A 23,095-nucleotide genomic window follows, 5' to 3' on the forward strand; every position below is an offset into this window, starting at 1 on the left:
CGATCGCAACTCTAGCCCCTAGCCTCTAATCCCTGTCATACAGCCCATGTCCACACTGATTGAAGTCAATACACCCGATGCTGAGACTGCGACGCCCCAAGCCAAGAATGTCGGGGAAGAAACAGCACAAAACAGCCAGTCTGCTGCCAAAACCATCCTGACGATCGAAGACATTCAAAAATTGCTGCCCCATCGGTATCCTTTTGCATTGGTGGATCGGATTATCGAGTACGTGCCCGGAGAAAGGGCTGTGGGCATCAAAAATGTCACCTTTAACGAACCCCATTTTCAAGGGCATTTCCCCGGTCGTCCGATTATGCCTGGGGTATTAATTGTGGAAGCAATGGCTCAAGTGGGCGGGATCGTATTGACCCAACTCCCAGATATTGAAAGCGGCTTATTTATGTTTGCTGGCATTGATAAAGTCCGCTTCCGTCGCCCCGTAGTGCCGGGAGATCAGCTAGTCATGACCGTGGAACTGCTGTGTGTCAAACGGCGTCGTTTTGGAAAGATGCACGCCCGTGCCGAAGTCGATGGTCAATTGGCTACAGAAGGCGAACTGATGTTTTCCATCGTTGACTAAAACAGTCATGAGGACTGAGGAGTGTTTGCTTAGCGCTACTCTATTCGCAGGCTAAAAAACAGGTTTGAGAAAAGAAGTTTGATGGCACATTAGTTGAAGAAGCTGATGGTTAAATTCTGACTCATAACTCCTAACGCTAACTTTATTCCTCATTCCTCAGTTTTGATTTGTGACTTGTCACTTTTGTTTACTCAGTCCGTGCTTCGCTAACAGTCCGCGCGATCGCGCCGAAGAGCGCTAACAGTCCTGTATATGATTCATCCCACCGCGATAATTCACCCTGACGCTCAACTACACCCCAGCGTGCAAGTTGGGCCTTATGCGGTGATTGGAGAACAAGTAAAAATTGGTGCTGAAACCACGATTGGCGCTCATGTTGTAATCGAGGGACCAACGGAAATTGGCACCCAAAATCACATTTTTCCGGGGGCAGCAATTGGCTTAGAACCCCAAGACCTCAAGTATGACGGGGCTAAAACCTGGGTAAAAATTGGTGATGGCAATCGAATTCGAGAGTATGTCACAATTAACCGGGCAACTGGCGAGGGTGAAGCGACGGTAATTGGCAATGGCAACTTGTTGATGGCTTATGTCCACGTTGCTCATAATTGCGCGATCGCAGATAAAGTGATTATTTCCAATGCGGTGTCGCTCGCTGGGCACGTCCAGATTGATTCGCGGGCGGTGATTGGTGGCGTCCTAGGGATTCATCAATTTGTCCACATCGGGCGAGGCGCGATGGTGGGCGGGATGAGTCGTATTGACCGCGATGTGCCTCCTTATCTGCTTGTCGAGGGAAATCCATCGCGGGTACGCAGTCTCAACTTGGTGGGACTCAAACGCGCTGGTTTATCTGCCGCTGAGTTGGGAATTCTCAAAAAAGCTTTTCGGATTCTCTATCGTTCTGGATTACCCCTGAATCAATCCCTAGAACAACTGGATCTGCTCCCAGATAACGAATACTTGCAACACCTGCGCCGGTTCCTGCAACTTTCTCAAGCGTCAGGGCGACGCGGTCCGATTCCAGGGAAAAGAACGAACCACAAGGATGCAGAGTAATTGGGAAAAAAGTTGTAGAGACGCCCTAAACCGCGTCTGAGTTTTGAGTTCAAAGTAATTTGTTTCATTCAAAACTCAACTCAAAACTCGATTACCCATTACCCATTACCAAATTAATGCGTATATTTATCAGCACTGGCGAAGTTTCAGGGGATCTGCAAGGGGCGCTACTGATTGAGGCACTTTATCGACAAGCACAGGCAACTGGCTTGGAATTAGAAATTGTTGCCTTGGGGGGCGATCGCATGGCGGCAGCGGGTGCGACTCTCTTGAGCAATACCAGCGGGATTGGTTCGGTGGGGCTTTTTGAATCTCTCCCTTATGTGTTACCGACCTTACAAGTCCAGCGTCGAGCTAAACAGTACCTCCGAGAGAACCCGCCCGATCTGGTGGTGCTAATTGATTACTTGGGGCCAAATATTGGCGTGGGCACCTATATCCAGCAACAGATGCCGCAGGTGCCAGTCGCGTACTACATCACGCCGCAGGTATGGGTTTGGTCGCCCTTCAAGCGCGACACGACTCGAATCATCGAGATTAGCGACCAAGTGTTGGCAATTTTCCCAGAGGAAGCGCAATATTTCCAAAAACGGGGGGCATCGGCTGCTTGGGTGGGGCATCCCTTGGTGGATCGGATGCAAAAGGCTCCCAGCCGAGAAGCGGCGCGAAGAATCTTAGAGATAGAGTCAGAACAAATTGCGATCGCGCTTCTTCCTGCCTCCCGTCCTCAAGAACTCAAGTATCTGATGCCGGTGATGTTTGAGGCGGCGAAAGCGATCCAAAACAAACTGCCTCAAGTTCATTTCTGGATTCCTTTGTCTCTGGAAGCTTATCGGCTCCAAATTGAAGCGGCGATTGGACGTTATGGTTTAAATGCAACTCTGGTTGCTGGTAAAAGTCAGGAAGTTCTGGCGGCGGCTGATTTAGCGATCGCTAAGTCGGGGACTGTAAATCTGGAACTTGCCCTTTTAAATGTGCCGCAGGTGGTTCTCTACCGCGTTAGTCGCTTTACCTATTGGATTGCCCGTAATATTCTAAAATTCTCGATTCCCTTCATGTCGCCAGCCAACTTGGTAATGATGCGGTCGATTGTGCCCGAATTGCTGCAAGATCAAGCTACGCCAGAAAACATTGTCCAAGAAGCTTTAGAACTCTTACTCAATCCCGAACGTCGCCAGCAAACTGTTGCAGATTATCAAGAAATGCGCTCCTCATTGGGAGAAGTGGGAGTTTGCGATCGCGCTGCCAAAGAAATCCTTCAAATGCTTTGAAAATTTTTAATTAAAACTTCCTTTAACTACTGACATTATTCCTTCCTAAAACCCGAGTTTCATCAATTTGTAAGGTTCTATAGCAATCCTTGTGAGATTCCAGCGGTTCAGCTCCCGACTTCCGTAAGAAGTCGGGGAACTCGCCTTCACAAATCATTTAGGATTGCGATATCAGGAACAGTTTCCTCAATTTTGGCATCTTGACGATAGGGAAACTTACACGGGGCGACTGACAGCCTAGCCTGGACAATCTGTTGCTTCCAGCTCATCAGTAGCAAGAAGGTCGCTTTGTGGTGGCAGGGCCACAGTATCCGAATAATATTAACTTGCCCAAAAATGTTGAGCAAATCGAGCATTTGCCACCTGCTCGACACCGCTAGTTTTACCCTTTCCAACTGTTCACTCTTAATATTAGACGGACTAATATGGTTGAAGCAGATTATTCTCCCATCAGGCGTTTATTTGAAGCATCTGCGTGTGGAACTCCAATGATTAGTGATTATTGGTAGGGGTTGGAAACAATTTTTGAAATGGGTAAAGAAATTCTGATTGCCGAGTCGCCTGCCGATACTTTACAGGATCTTCAAGAAACTCCGGAAGCTGAGAGAATTGCAATCGGCGAGCACGCTTGGACTCGCGCTTTGGCACAACATACGGCAGCCCATCGAGCCTCTAAATTGGAAGGCTACGTCTTGGAGCGAATCACTTTGTATTCTTCCTTTAAAAATTAATACTGGCTGTAAATTTTTTACCGACTGCTAGGCTTTTGTGGCAATTTCTCGATTCTGGGAAATTCCCGATTTTGCTTTGTTTTGATGAGGCTTAATTTTAGATATTATCTTGGCAAAAAAGCTTTATTTATGATAGAAAAGCGGGGGATCTATCTTCGGGAATATTTAAGTTATTTTTAATATTGATTTATCTTGAAGAAAGGCTGTTAACGTTCGGTTCTTAAATTCTGATGGCAAGCCAGCAAGCTAGATGTGGGGAGTTCCAAGACCTCACGGGGCACCAAGGGGACAAGGGGACATTAAGGCTGTATGACCGAGCGATGGCAGCAACCAGCTGTGGCATCGTCATTAGCGACGCCAGTCTACCAAATAATCCAATTATCTATTGCAATCCCGCCTTTGAAAAAATAACCGGGTATTCGACTGCCGAAGTCTTGGGACGAAACTGCCGATTTTTGCAAGGAAATGATACCGATCCAGCCGCAATTGAGCAAATTCGTCAAGCCTTGCAAACAGGGAAAGAATGCCAGGTGGTTCTCAAAAACTATCGCAAGGATGGAACACCTTTCTGGAATGACCTGAGTATTTCGCCGGTATATGACGAAGAGGGTCGGGTGACGCAATTTATCGGCGTCCAGACGGATATTACCGAGCGTAAAGCCGCCCAAGAGGCGCAGTGCGAAGGGGAAACGCGGCTGCGGCTGGCTCTGGGTGCGGCAAGTATGGGGGTTTGGGACTGGGATCTGGGAACCAATCGGGTGACTTGGTCTGAAGAGGTGGAAGGGATTTTTGGTCTGGCTCCTGGTTCCTTTACTGGCACCTACGAGGCTTATCTCCAATGCATTCATCCTGAAGATTGCTACCGCGTGGGACTTGAGATTGCGAGCATCGTAGAAGTCGGGAAAGACTTAAAGATGGAGTATCGCGTCATTCGTCCTGATGGAATTGGCTGGGTGGCGTCACGGGGTGCCGTTGTGCGCGACAATACGGGGAAGTGCGTGCGGATGATGGGAACGGTGATGGATATTACCGAACGCAAGCAAGCAGAGGAAGCGTCGCGACAGCAATTTTTGAGAGAACGGCTGGTCGGAGCGATCGCTAAGCGCATCCGTCAGTCTCTAGATTTAGAAGAAGTTCTCAATACAACTGTGGCAGAAGTGCGCCATTTTCTCTCTACTGATCGGGTACTCATTTACCGCTTCGATCCAGATCGGAACGGAGTTGTGGTTGTAGAGTCGGTCGGTGAGGATTGGACGCCTATTTTAGGAACCAGCATCCAAGATCCTTGCTTTGGGAAAAGCTACGTCTCGCCATACCAGCAAGGTCGGGTTCGAGCGATTGACAATATCTATACTGCTGGTATCCAACAATGCCATATTGATTTACTTGCCCAGTTTCAGGTGAGAGCTAACTTGGTAGTTCCGATTCTGCAAGGGGAAAATTTATGGGGGTTGCTGATTGCCCATCACTGTCGAGAACCCCGAAAATGGCAAGAATCAGAAGTAGAATTGCTCAAACAGCTGAGCGTGCAGCTAGCGATCGCAATTAAGCAATCCGTTCTCTTCCAACAGCTAAACGCCGAACTGGTCGAACGCAAACAGGCAGAAATCGCTTGGCTGAAATCAGAAGCGCAGCTAAAAGAACAAACAACCCAACTAAAACGAACCTTGGGAGAATTGGGACAAACCCAATCTCAGCTAATTCAGAGCGAAAAGATGTCCAGTTTAGGGCAGTTGGTTGCAGGGGTTGCCCATGAAATTAATAATCCAGTCTCCTTCATCTACGGCAATCTCGACCATGCGAATCAGTATGCTCATGACCTGCTGAACCTGTTAAATCTCTATCAAAAGCACTTTCCCAAACCCCCTACCGAGATTCAAGTTGCAAATCAGGATATCGATTTAGATTTCTTGGTGGAAGATTTTCCCAAACTACTGACTTCCATGAAAATGGGAGCCGACCGCATCCGCGATTTGGTCTTGTCGCTGCGGAATTTCTCCCGCCTGGATGAATCCCAGAAGAAGGCGGTTGATATTCATGAGGGCATAGATAACACGCTGTTGATTTTGCAGCATCGGTTGAAAGAAGACAGCTCCCATCCCAAAATTCAGATTATTAAAGAATACGGCGATTTGCCCAAAGTAGATTGTTACGCTGGGCAACTCAACCAAGTGTTTATGAATCTCCTCAGTAATGCAATTGATGCTTTAGAAGAATACAATGCCCAGCAAGTCTCCGCAGGAGGAGCATCGCTGACGCCGGAGGATCTCAAAGCCAACCCCAGCCAGATTACCATTCGCACCTCTTTGAAGGATGAAGGAATCAGGATAAAGGATGAATTCGATGCCAATCCTCATCCCACCCTTCGAGAAGGGCAAAGCCCTACATCCCTAAGTCCCAATCCTGCCTCTGTTGTCATCAGGATTGCGGATAATGGCCCTGGCATTCCCGAAGCAATTCAGAAACAAATTTTTGACCCCTTCTTTACGACGAAAGCCGTGGGAAAAGGGACTGGCTTGGGCTTGTCCATTAGCTACCAAGTTGTGGTTGAACGTCACGGGGGTCAACTCGAGTGCGTGTCAACACCGGGAAAGGGAACAGAGTTTATTATCGAAATTCCGATCCAGAAGGTAGAAGAGGAATCTCTTTTAGGGGCGCATTGCCCAATTCCTCTATCTATACAGCCCCATCGGGTGGCTTAACACTCCCTTATGCTTGGCACTCCCTGCTTGCCAAGGTCGGTTTTTTTGCTTTCTCCGGGAAGCTTAGAACCGTTCCATTTTCTTCAAGCAGACCTTCCCCACCTAGGAAGAAAGGGCTGTCGATAAACACATCTTGATGAACACAACACAGGCAAATCAACAATCAATCAGCTTGCGTCTGTGCTAACTTGCTCTTCAGTCGGCAACTCCAGACAGTAGCCCGCACCATAGACGGTCTTAATATAGCGCGGGTGGCGGGGATCGGGTTCTAGCTTCGTTCTCAAGTGCCGAATATGCACCCGAATCGTTTCAATGTCATCGTCGGGATCGTAGCCCCAAACTTCCCGCAGGATTTCACTAGGAGAAACGGTTTGACCATGACGCTGGAGTAAGCAGTGCAGTAATTCAAACTCCAGATGCGTTAACTTCACTGTCTGATTGAACCAAATAGCCTCAAAGCGTTCTGGGACTAAGGTTAAAGAGCCATAGTGCAAGATTTCCGAGTGTTTGGCGGCTTGGGGAATACGGTCTGTTCGTCGCAGCAAGGCTCTGACCCGTGCCAGCATTTCTTCGAGTTCAAACGGCTTGGTCAGGTAATCATCGGCTCCGGCATTAAAGCCTTCTACCTTATCTTGAGTCTGACCCAGTGCTGTCAACATTAACACCGGAATATCGGCAGTGCGTTCATCCCGCCGCAACCGCTGGCAGACGGTGAAACCGTCCACATTGGGCAGCATTAGGTCAAGCATAATGAGGTCTGGTTGCAGTTGCAAAGCCAGTGCCTGACCTTTAATGCCATCTGGTGCTTGGCTGACATCGTATCCAGCCATTTCCAGATTGATGGTAACTAATTCTGCGATCGCAGCGTCGTCGTCGATGACGAGTATCCGGGGCATCACTACTAAATTATTGCTACAGTATTTTAAAGTTTCTATAAGAACCTTTATCGGAATCCAAAGATTCCTGTACAGATTATACGCAAGGATTCTAAATTCTTTCTAAAGAAAACCTTGGATTATCAAGAGAGTTGGCGATCGCACAAACATGCAGAGCATTCTATCTGCCCCACCAGAAAGGATCGTGACTGGGTGAAATGTGCTCGTTTAGCTTTGAGCGCTAATCCAATCTCCCAGTGCCTTGCCCATCTTTTTCAGCTGAAGGGGACGCTTGTAACTGAAATTAGAAAGTTGGGCTGCGGGCTTGATAATACCCCGATTTTTCTCACCGTCACACCAGTACGAGTTTGGAGCAGATTGTGGCGTATCAATGAGGGTAAAGTGCAACAAGCCAATCAATCCAGCGTTTTGCAGTTCTAAGGAGCGCTGTTGTAATTCCTGGTAAACTTTCGCGCCTCCCTCGTCCCAATCGGTGCCAGCATCAGCCATCAGGAAAAAGTAATCGATCAGAGACGGTTTTTGCAGTTGTGTTTGGATGAATTGGGCGATCGCGATCGCTCGATCGGGCATATCATAAAGCTTCGCTTGATCGGGGGTTAAGCGTTTGCATCCGTTCCCCTCACTCCGCCAGGGGCCTTGGGTTACTTGAAACCCAAAGAAATCGACTCCCGGTGCAGCCGCTTTTAAAGCGGGTAAATAGTTTTGCAGACCCGTGGGGGAGGCATTGAAGTCACCGAAAGCCAAACCCACTTTCAAATTCAGTCCCGGAACCGAACTCGCTGAGGTACGTAATCTTTGGGCAGCTTCAGCCATTAACTGCCCGAATTTCTGAGGAATACTGGCATCCCACCCATAATTTGCATTCACGGGATCGCGGAGCGTTCCTACCAGATTATGCTCCGGTTCCAGCGATACATAAACAGTCCCTTGGGTTTTAGATAGTACATCTTTAGCGAGGCCATCTAACTCCGAGAAGTACCAACTCTTTCTAGCTTCAATTTCAGCCCAGGTTTTTTTACTTTGGACATCGTGGGTAATCAAGTTAACAATAAACACGGGGGCAACCCCTTCTTTAAACATTCGGTCTGTCGTCGCGCAAGTTTTCTGACCAGCGACACAACCAAACCAGATGGGTTGCCATCCCACCTCCACCCCCAGCGATGCTGCTTTAGGCTTGGGTAAACCGACTTCTTTCGCCACGTCAAGGCTGTGCATCCAAATCCCTTCCACGTTGCTCGTGTCGCCACCAAAACCAATGAGCAATGGATTACTGGTTTGGGGAGTGCTGGGTATGGGTTGAGGAGTTGCGGGTGTTGGGGGAGGAGTGGCAGGTGTTGGGGGAGGAGTTGTGGGAGGAGTATAGATGGTCTGACCTTGACCCATCAGCTTTTTCTGATTCAGAACCATCCGGAACCAGTTTTGAAAAATCACTTGGGTTCCGTTTCGCTGCCTCGTGGTTCTCCGGAGTTGAGAGTTTGCTGCATTCTCATTCCAAACGATTAGCTGCCGTTTGCGAGTTTCCACATAACGGATTGAAGAAACACGATTTTTTTGTCCATCCACCAAGTAAACGAATACAAGCCCGTAGTTAGGATTGCTGCGTTTGACTGGAATCCAATACTCCCGACCACAGGCGGCAGGATTCACTTGTTCTCGTCGATTAAAGTGATGGAAAACGTAGTAAAGGCTACCATCCCAATCAACTCCTTTGCCAGGTTGCGTTAGCATCCCAGAGCCGCAGTAATTTTGAGCTGCTGCCTTGCTGGTTTGAGGGTTTTGGGAGGCAGGAGTAGAAGCAGTCTGGGCTGCTGTAGAAGGTTGGAGCTGGTTATTTATAAGGGTTTGGGGGATAGAGGCAGTCTGAATGCGCCTTAGCTGCCTCCAATTCAGAATCCGCGCGATCGCATGAGAAAGGGCTTGGTTTCCATCTTGCCGCGTCAGAATTCTTCTCAGTAGAGGATTGACTGGATTACCATCCCAAACGATAAGTTTCCCGTTGTTAGTTTCCACATAACGAGTAGAAGAAACACGATTTTTGTATCCATCCACCCAATAAACAAATACAAGTCCGTAATAAGGATTGCTTTGCTCGGCTGGAATCCAATATTCCCGACCACAAGCGGCAGAATTCACTGACTCTTGACCTCGGCTGAAGTCATAGAAAACGGAATACACTCTCGTGTCTGTATCGATTCCCCTGGTAGGTTTGGTGATGGTGCCAGAACCACAGTAATTTGTCGGGGCGGTCCTCTCAAAAGGGCTGGGTTGGCTTGCTAGGATTTGCGGTTGTTGCGACTCAGAAGCAAATTGATTCAGCTTCTTGTTGAATGCAGATTGAATGGCGGGCGGATGAGCAGCAACGGCAACAGAGGAGGTATCGGTATGGGTACTGCTAATACCTATATTCAGGGTAAAAACAGTGCTGAGCGCTATTGCGAGAAGGCGGTGCAGGAATGTTACCGGGTCAAACAAGGAGCCTACTAGAGTCGCAACAAAGCTGATGGTAGCTAAAGCAAGCAGCCGAATTCTACGCATTATGCAGCCGGAAATCTAAATAGATTATTGGCTGCTTCCTTTCCCTACTTCATCGGGAAATTTGCTGGATATCTCATTAACTGGCATTTGGCTCTCAGTGCGATCGCGTAGTTCCCACCTTCTCAAACACTGTTCCTGTCCGTTAATCAACCTAAAATTAGGCTGCATATCAGAAACCCGGTTTCTTAAAGAACCGGGTTTTCAACCACTTCCATCACTTCTGCGTCACCATACTTCACCTAATCGTTGCAACAGGTGAAGGTTGTCGCTCGCTCAATACCGCAGCCGAAGCACCATAAAGTTCCTAATAGTGCTGAGTTTTTGGCAACAAGGGCAGCAGCCAATCAAGATGGCTGAATTAATTTCCCCTTATCAACCCAAAGCGATTAATTTAGCCATTCTTTTTGTCTGAGTTGCCAGTTTTAGTACCGAATTCGAGGGTCGATGTAAGCATTGATAATATCAATCAAAATGCTAGCAACTACAACAATCGACGCAAAAAATACCATGATTCCCTGCACGGTAGGGTAATCTCGTAAAGAAATTGCTTCATAAAGTCGATTTCCTAAACCAGGCCAAGAGAAGGTAACTTCTGTTAAAACTGCGCCGCCAAGCAATGCGGCTAAAGTCAGCCCCAGGACGGTAATGACTGGAATCATGGCATTTTTCAGGGCGTGGGCAAAGAGAATCCGCGATTCTGGAATGCCTCTGGCTCTAGCAGCTTCTACATAATCCGCCTTAAGGGTTTGCTTCAAGTTCACCCGGACAATCCGCTCGAAAATCCCGCTGAGGAGGATTCCGAGGGTCAAGCTGGGGAGGGCGAGATAATGCAGTGCGGTGAAAAAATGCTCAAAGTTACCGCTCAGGAGACTATCAATCGTATAAAGACCCGTGATGATCGGTGGTGGTGCTGTAGTTAGGGGAAAGCGCGATCCTAAGGGAAACCAGCCTAGCTGAACGGAGAAAATCAACTGTAGAATCATCCCTACCCAGAATATCGGGAGCGAGTAGGTGATGATGCCAAACAAACGACCGCTCGCGTCTAAAGCCGTGCCAGGGCGGGTGGCGGAAAGGATGCCAACGCCGACGCCGACTAGGAAAGCAATCGCCATACTAAATACTGCTAATTCTACTGTCGCGGGAAAGTATTTCTGAATCTCACCCCAAACATCTTGACCCTGACTGGTCAGCGAAGTCCCCAAGTTCAAGCTAAGTAGGGAACCCAAATAGCGAATATATTGCAACGGTAAGGGATCTGATAGCCCCAACTGTTGACGATATTGCTCTTTGACGCTTTCTGGGGCGCGACCGCCTAAAACCGCATCCACCGGGTCGCCTGGGGTAGCACGGAGGAGCAAAAACACTAGGGTGATGATGATCCATAGCATCAAGGGTGCTAGGAGAAGGCGGACGAAGATGTAAGACTGTAGGGCTTTGGAGCGTGACATAAAAGAGTTTTGAGTTTTGAGTTTTGAGTTTTGAATTAAAGTTCAAGGTTTTGAGTTTTTTTGAGGAATCGTCGTTTGATTTTCGATTTCTAAAATGTTTTAGCTCAAAACTCGACACCGGAAACTCAAAAGTATTCTTGACTTTTAATTCAAAACTCAAGACTATTTGCTAATTGTCCAGAAGGCGAAATCCTGGGTGGGGTTGATGCGGAGACCGCTGACGCCTTTTTGGGTAAAGGCGAAGTCTTTACTTTGCCAGAGTGGAACGTAAGGTACGTCTTTCGCCAGTAGGTCTTGAATATCCGCAAAAATCTTCTTGCGGGCTTCGGGGTTTTGCTCTTTTCGTTCTTGGGCAATCAGCTGGTTCATGCGATCGCTGTAATAAAAGGAACCCTGATTCTGGCTTGCGCCGTCTTCACAGCCGTTTGCCACCGATCCTTTCGGACACTCCAGAAATGGCTGAACGTAGTTGTCAGGGTCGAGAAAGTCTGGATACCAATCCAGTAAGACGGTCTGATAAAGACCTTGGGAGACGCTTTTAAAGAAGGTAGCAGAGTCTACGGTGTTGACTTCAAATTGCAGCGTTCCTCCCAGTTGTTGATCTGCCACTGCTTTGAGGGTACTGGCAGCGAGTCGGCGAGTCGGTGAACTAGAAGGATACCAAATTTGCAGCTTCAAGGGATTGGTAGGAGAGTATCCCGCTTGCTGCAACAGTTGTTTTGCTTTTTCGGTATTGCCGTCCCCGTATTGGTCTTTAAATACTGGCTTGTAGACATCAAAGGTAGTGGGCACCATGCTGTAGAGAGGTTCAGCTTGATTTTTGAGCGATCGCTCATTCACCAAAGGTCGGTTGACGATGGATGCGATCGCACCGCGCACGACTGGGTTATCTAGCGGCTTACTCTTGGTGTTTAGCACCAGAAAGCTAGCAGCACTCCCCTGAGACTCGATCGCTTGCCAGCTCCCTTTGGTCGCCCCATCTTTCAAGCTGGCAATCTGGTCGGGATCGAGGGATAGGTAGGCGACATCCACGCCTCCCGTGCGAAATGCGTTAAACAAGTTGGCTGAATTACTCAGCACTTGCACGTCAATTCCTTTATTTACTGGTTTCTCGCCCCAGTATTGGTCAAAAACATCCAATCGCTGCGACTCACTGCTAAACTGAGCCAACTTGTAAGGGCCAGTACCCACAAATGTGTTTGGCTTGAACTTTCCAGCGCCAATTTCATAAGCTTTCGGTGAAACCGCAGCGGCACCGGAAAATGCCAGCAGGGCGGGAAAAGCAGCAAACGGCTTTTTCAGCTTAATCGTTAACTCATAGTCGCCAGTTGCCTTCACTGAGTCCACCGCATCGCCGAGAAGAAATGACGGCTTTCCTTTATTTTCGATAAAGCGTTGCAGGGAAAATTCCATCGCTTTGGCGTTAAAAGGAGTGCCATCGTGGAAGACGACGCCCTGACGCACAGGAATGGTGTAAGTTAACCCGTCTGGACTCACTTTCGGCATTGCCGTCGCCAGTTGCGGCTTGAGTTGGGTGCTTCCCAATTCGTAGGTATACAGGCGATCGCTCAGGTTATAGAGCAAGTAGACGGCTGCTAGCTCGTAATTATCTGCCGGGTCCATCGTCCGTGGCTTCTGGGTGGTACCGATGGTAATCCGACCCGAATTGGCACCACCAGGACTGGGAGAAGTCGCTGAATCAGACGCCGGTCGCTTCCCACAGCTGATCGCGAGAAAACAACAAAGACAAAACAGACAAAAGAATTGTCCGATGAACCGCCACCGATGAATAGACAGGCGTCCCCACTTCATAAATTAACTATGCGCTCTTTCAAATCGACTTAGATATCTCATTAAAGCCGATTAAGCTGAAAGCTGAGTGTTGACGCCGGAAGTGCTAGATCGAAAAAGTGCTAGATCGAAAAATACAGCGGGAAAGATTTCGCATCCTTTGGTTTGACGAATACTCGCTGTTGCGGCTCCAAATCTAACTGGTCGAACCGCTCTCGCGTGATATGAGCCGTGACGACCTGACCATCGTCTAGGATTAATTCTGCCTGAATTTCCCAGCCGAGATGAATCAAGCGGTTTACTCGTGCCGGTACGGAGCTGCCGTTGGGGTTCGTGTCTACGACTACATCATGGGGACGCAGGAAAATTTCTGCTTGGGTCGAATCAAACCCGTTTGCCTCGAAAATGCGGGAAGTGCTGGGCAACACATTCACCGGGCCGATGAAACTCATGACAAACGGCGTCGTTGGGTGATCGTAAATCTGAGCGGGTGTGCCGATTTGTTCGACTCTGCCTTTGTTCATCACCACAATTTCATCGGAAACTTCCATCGCTTCTTCTTGGTCGTGGGTGACGAACACGGTGGTGACGTGGACTTCATCGTGCAGGCGTCGCAACCAAGCCCGCAAATCCTTACGCACTTTGGCGTCTAAGGCTCCAAAGGGTTCATCTAGCAGCAATACTTGGGGTTGAACTGCTAGCGCTCTGGCTAAGGCAACTCGTTGTCGCTGACCGCCGGAGAGTTGGGAAGGGTAGCGATCGCCTAGTCCGCTTAGTTGCACTAACTCCAGCAATTCTTCTACCCGCGCCTTTACTTTGCCTTTGGGAGTTTTTTGAATCTCTAAGCCAAAGGCAATATTTTTGCGGACGGTGAGGTGTTTAAATAGAGCATAGTGTTGGAATACAAACCCGATGTTGCGGTCTTGAACGCTCTGATGAGTGGCATCTTGACCAGTCAACCAGATTTTCCCGCTATCTGGCATTTCTAGACCGGCGATCAGTCGCAGCAGTGTAGATTTACCAGAACCCGAAGGTCCTAAAAGCGCGACCAAGGAGCCTGATTGAATTTCTAAGTTGACTTCGTCAACGGCTTTAAAACTGCCGAACTCTTTAGAGACGTTTTCAACAACAATGCCCACTACTTTCGACCCCTAGACAAGAATATTTTTTTAGCTATCCTAATCTGGGTTTTCATTGACCCATCAAAGTTCAGGATAGACAAATCTCCGGTTTATCGATGAGATTAACGTACATATATACCATACCTAAAATCTATTTGCATTAATTGACATTTGCCAGAAACCTGGGGGTCAACAAAACTCGCAGGCAAAATGAGAACAGTTAGATTTTGCCTGCTCTCCCCCACAGCATTCTTAAATTAAGTTGAAGTCGGGGGGTAACAAAAAGAAGGATGAATGTTTTATCCTCCGCAACTCCCGCAATCTGCGACTCCACAATCTATCCCAGAGCCACAATCTGCGACTCCACAATCTAAGGAAGCAAAATCCATTTCCGAGAAACAATCTAGCGCTTCACAGCTCAGCTCTGAGACACCTGTAACACAATCTACAGCACCATAATCATTACAGTTGTTACCCCAGTTTCTATTCCTGCGCTCGCGCTTGGAGCGATCGCTATCAGCTTGACTGCTATACCTGGCTTGCAAAATTTGGTTTGCGATTTTACAAGCTCGGAATCGTTGGCGCACCGTGGCGATCGCCCCCACCAAACCCTGTTGTGCAATCATGCGCTTGGCGTACTGAGAGCAAGATTCCCCCTTGTAAAGCAATCGATGAGCGCAAGAAAACCCTTTGCGGGGTGAAATGTGCCTCTGATAGCCGCCGATAGAAGCGATCGCGATTTGCCGAATTGCAGAATCGAGGGAAGGAGCATTCATAGAGTTGGAGCAAAAATCTCTGGAGTGATTGGGAGTAGCTACAACCCCAGGAACCGCGATTTAGTTTTCAATGTGTTAAGCTCTGTTGCAATTCAGTCACAACCTGCACGATCCTGCTGGGACAACCGAAAAGTCCGTGATACCATCTCACCTTGTAGCCGTAAGAGAATCGGGAGAATAGCTTTGGTACTACGGGTTGCTGTTGTGGGATCGGGTCCGGCGGGTTCCTCTGCTGCCGAAACGCTAGCAAAAGCTGGAATTGAGACTTACCTGTTTGAGCGCAAGCTAGACAACGCAAAGCCTTGTGGCGGGGCAATTCCGCTATGCATGGTGAGCGAGTTTGACCTACCGCCTGAGATTATTGATCGGCGGGTCAGAAAAATGAAGATGATCTCACCTTCCAACATTGAGGTAGATATCAACATTGAAAAAGAACATGAATATATCGGTATGTGTCGCCGCGAGGTATTGGATGGATACCTACGCGATCGCGCAGCTAAATTGGGTGCAAATTTAATTAACGGCACTGTTTATAAACTCGATATTCCCACGGGCAATACTGACCCTTACACCTTGCACTACGCCGATCACTCGAACGGTAGCGCTGAAGGGGAGATGAAAACCCTGAAAGTCGATCTGGTGATTGGGGCAGATGGGGCGAATTCCCGCGTTGCGAAGGCAATTGACGCCGGGGATTACAATTATGCGATCGCCTTCCAAGAGCGCATTCGCCTGCCAGAAGACAAAATGGCTTATTACAACGACCTGGCAGAAATGTACGTCGGGAACGATGTTTCCACCGATTTCTACGCCTGGGTATTCCCCAAATACGACCACGTCGCCGTCGGCACCGGCACCATGAAGGTGAACAAAGCCGACATCAAAAATCTGCAAGCAGGCATCCGCAAGCGTGCCGCTAGAAAACTTGCAGGCGGCGAAATCATCAAAGTAGAAGCTCACCCAATTCCAGAGCATCCCAGACCCCGCCGCGTTGTCGGTCGCGTTGCTCTAGTGGGAGACGCCGCCGGAACGGTTACAAAGTCTTCTGGTGAGGGAATTTACTTTGCTGCCAAGTCGGCGCGGATGTGTGCAGAAACCATTGTCGAAACCTCCAACGGTGGCACTCGCATCCCCACAGAAGCCGACCTGAAGCTGTACCTGAAGCGTTGGGATAAGAAATACGGCATCACCTACAAGGTGCTAGACATTCTGCAAACCGTCTTCTATCGCTCTGATGCCACTCGCGAAGCCTTTGTGGAAATGTGCGCCGACAAAGACGTGCAGAAGCTTACCTTCGATAGCTACCTGTACAAAACAGTCGTTCCGGCAAATCCCTTGATTCAGATGAAAATTACTGCCAAAACGATTGGTAGCTTGTTACGGGGTAACGCGCTAGCTCCTTAGTGGTTTCTATCGGTAAGCAGAATTTGAAAAGCAAAAAAACCTAGAACATTAACAAATGGTTTTTCACCCAGCGTTGGAGCTTAAGAATCCAACGCTGGTTTTTTTATCCTCGTAATATTCAGATAGCGCTCCTCTGAGAGTTTTGATTGACGACAGAAGAAGACCGACCGCTACTTGAACTTAGAACAGTCACAACTAAACTTAGTAAGCGAACGATTGATAAACCTCAACCTCGGATTTATCGTTTACGGATTCCACAATCGGATTAAAACGCAATAAGTGACGGGCGCGTTCGGAGAGTGTATCTAGGGTTGCACGCGGAATATTAATCGACACCTCAGGACGAAACATCCAGCGGCGACTATAGCCAATTACAACCATCGGACGCGGTATTTCCGTGTAGTTAGGAGTGCCCCTGTGCAGACCCCGCACATCCCGGATCATTACATCACCTAGTTGCATTGTGACAGGTTCTAACTTGGCTTCTCCAGACTCCATGCGGCGCAGTCCTTCCTCTTTAGAAATCATGTGCGTACTGCGCGTAATCTCCATTGGCCCGTTTTCCAGAGTGATATCTACGAGTGGAAAGTTGACAGCTAACTGGAATGGCGGCGTTTCTGTACCCATTTCGGGGAAAAGTGGCGGCGCATCTCGATGCACGTCTTGATATTCAGACCCCAGCAAAGGTGTGTCAGTTGCTAGTTGGCACATCACTGCATCTTTGCCTACTAATAACTCTACAAGTGCCAGAATATCGTCATCTTCGTAAATACTAGGATCGGCAAAAGGAGCCGTGAAAGGAAGGGTTACATAATAGCGGGCTGAACCGCGATTGCGAAGCTTGCCTTCGCGGACAATATGATCTTCTAGCAAAGGCGTGAAAGCTTCACGCCAAGAATTAAGTGTTACCGGAGAAAAGTGATTGGGCAACACACAATAGCCATCGTTCAGAACCGCTTGGGCGAACGATTCGATTTGTTGGTGGTTATAGCGCTTTGTCATCATCTTTTGATTTTAGCGATTGAGTATAGCGAATGGCTGTAGTTTAAAGTTTTATTTATGATAATTAATAATCAATAATTAGGCGCTTTAAAACCTTGCACATGGAGGTGCAGCGTATCTTTTTATAAAATTAAGTTTTTTATGAATAAACCTATCAATAGAAATTAGAAAAATCTACTCATCTACTATTTTTCTAAACATCTCTTCTCCTCGAATTGCGCTAAAAGCTTCATCGGTTTTAGCAATCTCTTTATACATAGGCTCAATATCAATTGCCCATTGTAAGTTTCCGACTGCTAGATTGAGGCGGTATTGCATTGCATAGCAGCGAGCATTGTTATATCGAGCTTCCGAAAAGTTTGGTTCAATCTTAACCGCTAAGTTGTAAGATTGATTTGCCTCTAAATATCGACCTTCAGAAAAGCAAGAGTTGCCTAAAATCAAGTAATCATTGGCATTTAAATCAAGATTTTGATTGACAGATTCTGTTTCTGTCACTCTTTGCTCAGACACTGCATCGTTTGTTTGGGCTACAGGCTCCGATAGGGTATCGGAAAGCAGTTCATGATTGTGATAAGAATGCTCAAAGTTAGAGGTTTCAATTTCTCTATCTATAACGGTCGGAATTTTAACAGCTTGTGCGTACCTAAATTTTGCAATTTCTTGTTGTACACTTTCTTTCTGTTCTTTTAAGTCTTCTAATATAATCTGAGCTTGGGTTAAAATTGTATTTAATTGACTTAAAGTATCCGTTTCCAAAAAATTAGCTTCTTGCGGTAAAGCAGATTGTTCTAATTTTAAATTAGCCTTAGCGGTCTCTTCTATTTGCCTAATAAGTTGTTCTTGTAGCTGCGTGAATTCCTTTTGAGCATCTGAAATTATTTGATTTGTCATACTGCGACGAAGCAGAACCACACTAACAGCGATCGCAATCGGAAACAGCGTCAGAACAAGTACCAAAGTATTGAGCAGCGTAGTGATGCGGCTAAAGGCGCGGTCAACTTCAGCTTGGACGCGATCGCGTATTTCTTTCTCTTGCCGCAGTCGTTCTAGTTCCTCTCGTTCTTGATTCGACAGGGTTGGAGATGAATTAGGCTGGGGTTGGGCAGTGGTAGCAACGGCAGATACTAGCAGGGAAGAAAGCGCCAGTGCAGGAAGCGCAAGCTTTGCGATCGCAATCAGATGGGGAATTTTCATTTTTCATCCTGTTAGCTTTCAGTCTTAGTATTCCCAATCCGAGCCAAAACTATCAGCCGATGTGCATTTAATTTGCAGATTAGTTGCAGAGGGTTGGAAATGGGGAATGGGTAAAGACTTTTTGAGTTATAACCCTTGGCTTCGCTCAAGGCCAGGGGTTTGAATTTTGAATTAAAGAATGCTCTTATCACTCAAAACTCAGACGCGATAAATCGCGTCTCTAAAACTAAAAACGCTAATTTCCCCTTCCTAGTCCCAACCCATCGGCACGTCTAAAATGTAAAGCTAGGGCGATCGCTTTTAAACCACCTGATAAATAAAGCTGAGTGTTGCCCAGCTGTGCACATCTAGGGCGTAGGAGTCAGAAGAGATAGCAATCGTTTCGGCAGGGACTGAAGCGATCGCTTCCGCCTCGCCTTGATGCCGCTTCCCTAACACACTCGCCTGATGCAAGTCTTGCAGCACCGCCTGCGCCACATTCAGCGGCTTAAACAACTCGCCCACTCCCTCTCCCTTCGACCCGCGAATTGATGCTACAGCCGCCATCGTCTGGGTAAAGGGTGCCGAGGAGCAAATTAGAAGAGTTTCTTCTAACCCACTAGGACCGCGAATCGTCAATTCAAAAGAGCCAGCAGGTTGTGGCACGATCAGGGTAGCACCCGCCTCGACAACCAGCTCTTTGATCGTCGGTTTCGCATCCGGACTGTCCCCGATTTGGGGAAATTGCAGCGGATAGAGAGCAACACCAGCGCCGCCGCTATCAACGCCGATAAGCATCAAATAGATCGGGCGATCGCTATAATTTTGGACTCGGTACTGGATGCGGCTACCGATGGGGATGGTGGGGATGCCTGCATCGGAAGGAATTTTTGAGTCGTCAAGACGCGATGACTCGCTTCTAGAATTAGAATCCACAATGGCGTCCCCTGTCATCCGCAGCGTTTCTCGTTTTAGCAGCACCTTTTGATTGGGATAAATCATCTCCAACGTTGCTCCCACTCCCAAGCGGGAAGACCCTTCATTGACCGTCAGACGCAATAATTTCGCTGTCAGCAACGTTTTCAGTTTGGGCACTAACCGATTCACAGCCGCCTTCACCGCCTCACCCGATTCCCCAACGGTATTGGGAATCAAATCCCGACCGAGAGAAAATAACCCATATCCCCCCTGATAATCGGGTGTCTGCGCCTTGCCAAACAAATAATCGGCGGGTTGCTCTCCTGCCGTTACCACGGATGATACAGAGCGAACGCTGGCAAAAGCACTGGTAGCATCCACCCGTTCAATTCGCTCCAGTCCGGCATCTAAGGCAATTGTCAAACCAATATTTTTGGGCAACACCCGGACGGATTCGTGAACCAGTTGCCCCACTTGGAGGCTAGAGAGGCTAGAAGTGTCTGTGCTGCCGATAACTCGCGCCTTGGCGGTGAGACCCTCCTTGGAACGAATGTGTAGTTGCAGTTGGGTCGGAACTGATGAAACTTCACCTGTCACGTTGCTGTCTGGAGTCTGAGCTTCCGAGATGGGTAGGGAAGCACTCAGCTGAGAATTCACTCCGTAGTATTCCAAAACGGGTGCAGGTAATCCTGCTAGCCACAGATGTACCGTTTTACCGCCCTCTTCCACCGCTGTAACGACGCCATCCGCACCGATACTAATTTCCGGCTGATAGGGTAACAAGGAAGGCTGGTTACTTTTTTGACCGCTCAACTGGGGTTGTTGCTCTTTCCCCGCCAGCTGCTCGACGATCCCAGCCGCTCGACTGAAACTGACTTGAACCGTAGTGGGAGGAGTCGCCTGCCAGAGATGTTGCGTCAGGGCATAGGTGAACAATCCAGCGCTGAAACCGCCCCAAGGAGCCTCTGCCGCCAGTTGACTGGGGCCAGCTGCTGCCAGCACGATTCCAGGCATCTGACCGGGCTTATACTGCTTATTGAGCTGTTCCCGCGAAGATTTGAGACGCAGCAGGAGTTTTTCCTGAAAAGCGAGTTCCTCGTCACTCGCTTGCTCTGCTAGCGGTTGTCGGGCAGAACGAATCCGCAAGTTGCCTTGGAGGAGAGTATCGGCGTCAGTGTAGCTGGTATCCAGTACCGTTGTGACTTGGTCTGTGGGAAGCGATCGCAACAGCAACAGCAGAGTCTCTTCCAACAAATCATTCGCCGGTGCCCCTTTCGTCAGCAGCACCCCATCTACTGGCACCAAACTATTTTGAGTGTTGAAGACTGTAGGCGTTAGCTGTGCAGCCGCAACCCTTTCCCCGTCCCCAAGGGTAGACTCAGGACTGAGTGAAGATTTATCGGCACCCAAAGTCCTCAGTCCATTCTCCTCAGCCCCGATTCTGACGCGGCTACCGCAGCCGCTGAAGTGGAACAAGACAACATCTCCCGCCGCCGCCTGCTCTGTGAGATGCTCCAGAAAAGCAGTTTCAATATTCTGCCGCGTTGCTTGGCTATCTGTCAGCATCAGAATATCGCTAGGGTGGAAACCAAAGCGATGAATCAAAAGTTCCCGTTGCAGTTCTACATCTGTGACACAACCTTGGAGAGACGGAAGCGATCGCGTCTCTGTCCCACGCGGATACTGATTAATTCCTACCAGTAGCGCTAACTTCCGCCCACTCGGTTGTGCCAGCGCCTGATAATAGCGATCTAGCAGAGGCACCGCAAAGCTTCGATCTCCCAGTAGAGATAGGGCCGTTTCGCTCACGCCCAGCGCCGCTAGCGCCAACCCCGCCCGTTGCAGAAAACTTCGCCGATTCAATCCCATATCAGCCATTAGCCATTAGCCATTACTCGATCAGCCTACCAGGGGCTAGGCTTTAGAGAATAGAAAGAATGGCAAGTTTTCAAATTTAAGTCGCCTCCCCTCTCAAATTTCAAATTTGAAACTTGCAATCTTAAATTTGCTTGCTTCCTCTGGCACCTGCATCGCCCTTGCCAATTCTGCCGCAACTTCTGGGCGAGAAAACTCTGGTGGTGGCAATTCACCCCGACGTAGCATTTCTCGCACCTTCGTTCCCGATAGATGAATGCGTTCAGCGGGAGTGCTGGGACTCGTCTTTGTCGTCGCCATTGTCTGCGTGCGCGTGCAGTAGAAGGCGTGTTCAAACTTCATCGGCGTGATGCCCAATTCACCCGGCTCAAACTCATCAAAAATGTGCTGAGCATCGTAAGTTCCATAATAATCGCCGACACCCGCATGGTCGCGTCCAACGATGAAGTGCGTACAGCCGTAATTCTTGCGAAGCAGGGCATGGAAAATTGCCTCTCTAGGGCCAGCGTAGCGCATCGCGGCGGGATTAATTGCCAAAATTACCCGGTCTTGGGGGTAGTAGTGTTCCAGCATAATCTCGTAGCAGCGCATCCGAATCTCTGCCGAGATGTCATCATCTTTGGTGACTCCCACTAAGGGATGCAAGAACAAGCCATCTACGGTTTCTAAAGCGCACTTTTGGATATATTCATGCGCCCGGTGGATGGGGTTGCGAGTCTGGAAGCCGACAATCGTTTTCCATCCCCTTTCTTTGAACATGGCGCGAGATTGAGCGGGATCGATCTGGTAATTAGGGAATAAAGGATGAGAGTCGCGTTGCAACAGCCAAACTGAACCCGCGAGATTAATTTCCCCTTGCTTGTAGACAACCTTAACGCCTGGGTGCTTTTCATCATGGGTACGATAAACATTCACCGCCTCGCGGGTTTTGTCGTAGCGATACTTTTGTGTGAGTTCCATGACACCCACAAATCTACCAGTCGGGTCATCCAGACGCACCAAACCGCCTTCTTTGAGATTCGCCGCAATCGACTCATCCACCGAAAGCGTGACGGGAATTGCCCACGGTAGCCCATTGGCAAGCCGCATTTCAGTCACTACACGATCGTAGTCTGCTTGTTCCATAAAGCCAGTCAGCGGACTAAATCCACCAATGGCAATCAACTCTAAATCCGATGTTGCTCGTTCATCGAGTTGCACTCTGGGCAGAAAGTCGGCTTTATCGAGAAATACTTGTCCTTGTTCTGGTGTTGCGATGCGATTAATTAGCTGACCGCCGTGAGGTGCTATGCCGTCTGGACGCTGACTCATATCGAATTGTTAATTTTAGCTGCAAAAAACATCGTACCAATATATAGAACCGGACGGTGAAAAACCTAACCCCCAGCCCGCTTCCTTAGCAGAGAAAAGGGAGTCAGAGCGCCTTTCAGCTACAACTTTTCTGGTTCCCTCTCCTTGTAGGAGAGGGTTAGGGAGAGGTTCTTCAAGTTTGTACGCTAAATTCCTCTGGATCGACTCCCCAATTTACCCATCTAATTGCTTCCCGCGCTGAATTAACATCAGGCGGCACTCGCAAGGCATGAATGAATTCGGTGCTGCGACAAGCCATTTTTAATAAATAAATTGGCTCAATATCCACATCATTATCAATTTTTAATAAGGTGTATTCCAGTAAAAACTCTAATTTAGTCGCTTACAAATTTTGGCAAATTTGTGCGTAGCCAATTCCTTACTCTACGGGACGCAAATAAATCTACTGTTTCGTTAATCGTTAAACTAAATATTTTTTTAGTTCGCTCAGGCTGAA

17 protein-coding genes and 3 pseudogenes are annotated in these 23,095 nt (G+C 48.3%); 6 read left to right on the plus strand and 14 right to left on the minus strand.

The window, feature by feature from the left end:
* Positions 1–46 precede the first annotated feature (46 nt).
* The 3 genes from fabZ to lpxB all read left to right on the plus strand — a co-directional run bounded on the left by fabZ (position 47) and on the right by lpxB (position 2,913).
* The gene (gene fabZ, locus NDA03_RS17450) at positions 47–583 is read left to right on the plus strand and encodes a 3-hydroxyacyl-ACP dehydratase FabZ (protein ID WP_190411736.1); all 537 of its coding nucleotides are present in this window, start codon (positions 47–49) and stop codon (positions 581–583) included.
* Positions 584–835: 252 nt separating this feature from the next.
* Positions 836–1,642: an acyl-ACP--UDP-N-acetylglucosamine O-acyltransferase gene (lpxA, locus tag NDA03_RS17455; RefSeq protein ID WP_348238711.1), complete on the plus strand. Its 807-nt coding sequence runs from the start codon at positions 836–838 to the stop codon at positions 1,640–1,642.
* A gap of 116 nt (positions 1,643–1,758) precedes the next feature.
* Positions 1,759–2,913, plus strand: coding sequence for a lipid-A-disaccharide synthase (gene lpxB / locus NDA03_RS17460; protein WP_190535670.1), 1,155 nt, complete (start codon positions 1,759–1,761; stop codon positions 2,911–2,913).
* A 146-nt stretch (positions 2,914–3,059) separates the two neighbouring features.
* Here the strand turns inward: lpxB and NDA03_RS17465 are convergent, their stop codons facing one another.
* Positions 3,060–3,287, minus strand: coding sequence for a hypothetical protein (locus NDA03_RS17465; RefSeq protein WP_190429662.1), 228 nt, complete (start codon positions 3,285–3,287; stop codon positions 3,060–3,062).
* A 36-nt stretch (positions 3,288–3,323) separates the two neighbouring features.
* On the opposite strand from NDA03_RS17465, the pseudogene NDA03_RS17470 reads away from it, so the two are divergent.
* Together NDA03_RS17470 and NDA03_RS17475 are read left to right on the plus strand one after the other, a co-directional pair.
* Positions 3,324–3,644 (plus strand): annotated as a pseudogene (locus NDA03_RS17470) (glycosyltransferase).
* A gap of 230 nt (positions 3,645–3,874) precedes the next feature.
* Positions 3,875–6,346: a PAS domain-containing protein gene (locus tag NDA03_RS17475; RefSeq protein ID WP_348238712.1), complete on the plus strand. Its 2,472-nt coding sequence runs from the start codon at positions 3,875–3,877 to the stop codon at positions 6,344–6,346.
* 167 nt (positions 6,347–6,513) lie between these two features.
* Here NDA03_RS17475 and NDA03_RS17480 read toward each other — a convergent pair whose 3' ends face one another.
* The 8 genes and pseudogenes from NDA03_RS17480 to yidD form a co-directional block, all read right to left on the minus strand.
* A complete protein-coding gene (locus NDA03_RS17480; protein WP_190411733.1) occupies positions 6,514–7,242 on the minus strand; it encodes a response regulator transcription factor in 729 nt (242 codons plus the stop codon).
* A gap of 207 nt (positions 7,243–7,449) precedes the next feature.
* Entirely contained in the window at positions 7,450–9,777 is a 2,328-nt protein-coding gene (locus NDA03_RS17485) for a hypothetical protein (protein ID WP_348238713.1), read from the minus strand.
* A 24-nt stretch (positions 9,778–9,801) separates the two neighbouring features.
* Positions 9,802–9,945 (minus strand): hypothetical protein, encoded by a 144-nt coding sequence (locus NDA03_RS17490; RefSeq protein ID WP_348238714.1) that lies wholly within the window; start codon positions 9,943–9,945, stop codon positions 9,802–9,804.
* Positions 9,946–10,021: 76 nt separating this feature from the next.
* Positions 10,022–10,176: pseudogene (locus tag NDA03_RS17495) on the minus strand (DNA adenine methylase); the annotation flags it as partial.
* 23 nt (positions 10,177–10,199) lie between these two features.
* Complete coding sequence (locus NDA03_RS17500; protein WP_348238715.1) at positions 10,200–11,225, minus strand: ABC transporter permease; 1,026 nt, start codon at positions 11,223–11,225, stop codon at positions 10,200–10,202.
* A gap of 162 nt (positions 11,226–11,387) precedes the next feature.
* On the minus strand, positions 11,388–13,037 hold the full coding sequence (locus tag NDA03_RS17505; RefSeq protein ID WP_348238716.1) for an ABC transporter substrate-binding protein: 1,650 nt from the start codon (positions 13,035–13,037) through the stop codon (positions 11,388–11,390).
* A gap of 101 nt (positions 13,038–13,138) precedes the next feature.
* Positions 13,139–14,155, minus strand: coding sequence for a TOBE-like domain-containing protein (locus tag NDA03_RS17510; RefSeq protein ID WP_190429500.1), 1,017 nt, complete (start codon positions 14,153–14,155; stop codon positions 13,139–13,141).
* Between the two features lie 281 nt (positions 14,156–14,436).
* Positions 14,437–14,913: a membrane protein insertion efficiency factor YidD gene (yidD, locus tag NDA03_RS17515; RefSeq protein ID WP_348238717.1), complete on the minus strand. Its 477-nt coding sequence runs from the start codon at positions 14,911–14,913 to the stop codon at positions 14,437–14,439.
* A gap of 183 nt (positions 14,914–15,096) precedes the next feature.
* Between yidD and chlP the strand changes: the two genes are divergently transcribed.
* Positions 15,097–16,317: a geranylgeranyl reductase gene (chlP, locus tag NDA03_RS17520; protein ID WP_190412958.1), complete on the plus strand. Its 1,221-nt coding sequence runs from the start codon at positions 15,097–15,099 to the stop codon at positions 16,315–16,317.
* A 201-nt stretch (positions 16,318–16,518) separates the two neighbouring features.
* Here the strand turns inward: chlP and NDA03_RS17525 are convergent, their stop codons facing one another.
* From NDA03_RS17525 to NDA03_RS17545, 5 genes and pseudogenes are all read right to left on the minus strand, one after another.
* Positions 16,519–17,322 carry a phytanoyl-CoA dioxygenase family protein gene (locus NDA03_RS17525; RefSeq protein WP_348238718.1) on the minus strand — a complete coding sequence of 268 codons (804 nt, stop codon included), beginning with the start codon at positions 17,320–17,322 and terminating at the stop codon, positions 16,519–16,521.
* Between the two features lie 171 nt (positions 17,323–17,493).
* Complete coding sequence (locus tag NDA03_RS17530) at positions 17,494–18,516, minus strand: hypothetical protein (RefSeq protein WP_348238719.1); 1,023 nt, start codon at positions 18,514–18,516, stop codon at positions 17,494–17,496.
* 300 nt (positions 18,517–18,816) lie between these two features.
* A complete protein-coding gene (locus NDA03_RS17535) occupies positions 18,817–21,282 on the minus strand; it encodes a caspase family protein (protein ID WP_348238762.1) in 2,466 nt (821 codons plus the stop codon).
* Between the two features lie 102 nt (positions 21,283–21,384).
* Positions 21,385–22,599, minus strand: coding sequence for a sulfate adenylyltransferase (sat, locus tag NDA03_RS17540; protein ID WP_348238720.1), 1,215 nt, complete (start codon positions 22,597–22,599; stop codon positions 21,385–21,387).
* 172 nt (positions 22,600–22,771) lie between these two features.
* Positions 22,772–23,017, minus strand: a pseudogene (locus NDA03_RS17545) (hypothetical protein); the annotation flags it as partial.
* Between the last annotated feature and the right edge of the window lie 78 nt (positions 23,018–23,095).

This window comes from Trichocoleus sp. Lan (assembly GCF_039961855.1).
Taxonomy (GTDB): domain Bacteria; phylum Cyanobacteriota; class Cyanobacteriia; order Cyanobacteriales; family FACHB-T130; genus FACHB-T130.

Bases quoted from the DNA above. Each gene is read 5' to 3' on its own strand.
- fabZ (WP_190411736.1), top strand. From the start codon at position 47: ATGTCCACACTGATTGAAGTCAATACACCCGATGCTGAGACTGCGACG.
- lpxA (WP_348238711.1), top strand. From the start codon at position 836: ATGATTCATCCCACCGCGATAATTCACCCTGACGCTCAACTACACCCC.
- lpxB (WP_190535670.1), top strand. From the start codon at position 1,759: ATGCGTATATTTATCAGCACTGGCGAAGTTTCAGGGGATCTGCAAGGG.
- NDA03_RS17475 (WP_348238712.1), top strand. From the start codon at position 3,875: ATGGCAAGCCAGCAAGCTAGATGTGGGGAGTTCCAAGACCTCACGGGG.
- NDA03_RS17480 (WP_190411733.1), bottom strand. From the start codon at position 7,242: ATGCCCCGGATACTCGTCATCGACGACGACGCTGCGATCGCAGAATTA.
- NDA03_RS17485 (WP_348238713.1), bottom strand. From the start codon at position 9,777: ATGCGTAGAATTCGGCTGCTTGCTTTAGCTACCATCAGCTTTGTTGCG.
- NDA03_RS17490 (WP_348238714.1), bottom strand. From the start codon at position 9,945: ATGCAGCCTAATTTTAGGTTGATTAACGGACAGGAACAGTGTTTGAGA.
- NDA03_RS17500 (WP_348238715.1), bottom strand. From the start codon at position 11,225: ATGTCACGCTCCAAAGCCCTACAGTCTTACATCTTCGTCCGCCTTCTC.
- NDA03_RS17505 (WP_348238716.1), bottom strand. From the start codon at position 13,037: ATGAAGTGGGGACGCCTGTCTATTCATCGGTGGCGGTTCATCGGACAA.
- yidD (WP_348238717.1), bottom strand. From the start codon at position 14,913: ATGAATGCTCCTTCCCTCGATTCTGCAATTCGGCAAATCGCGATCGCT.
- NDA03_RS17525 (WP_348238718.1), bottom strand. From the start codon at position 17,322: ATGATGACAAAGCGCTATAACCACCAACAAATCGAATCGTTCGCCCAA.
- NDA03_RS17530 (WP_348238719.1), bottom strand. From the start codon at position 18,516: ATGAAAATTCCCCATCTGATTGCGATCGCAAAGCTTGCGCTTCCTGCA.
- NDA03_RS17535 (WP_348238762.1), bottom strand. From the start codon at position 21,282: ATGGGATTGAATCGGCGAAGTTTTCTGCAACGGGCGGGGTTGGCGCTA.
- sat (WP_348238720.1), bottom strand. From the start codon at position 22,599: ATGAGTCAGCGTCCAGACGGCATAGCACCTCACGGCGGTCAGCTAATT.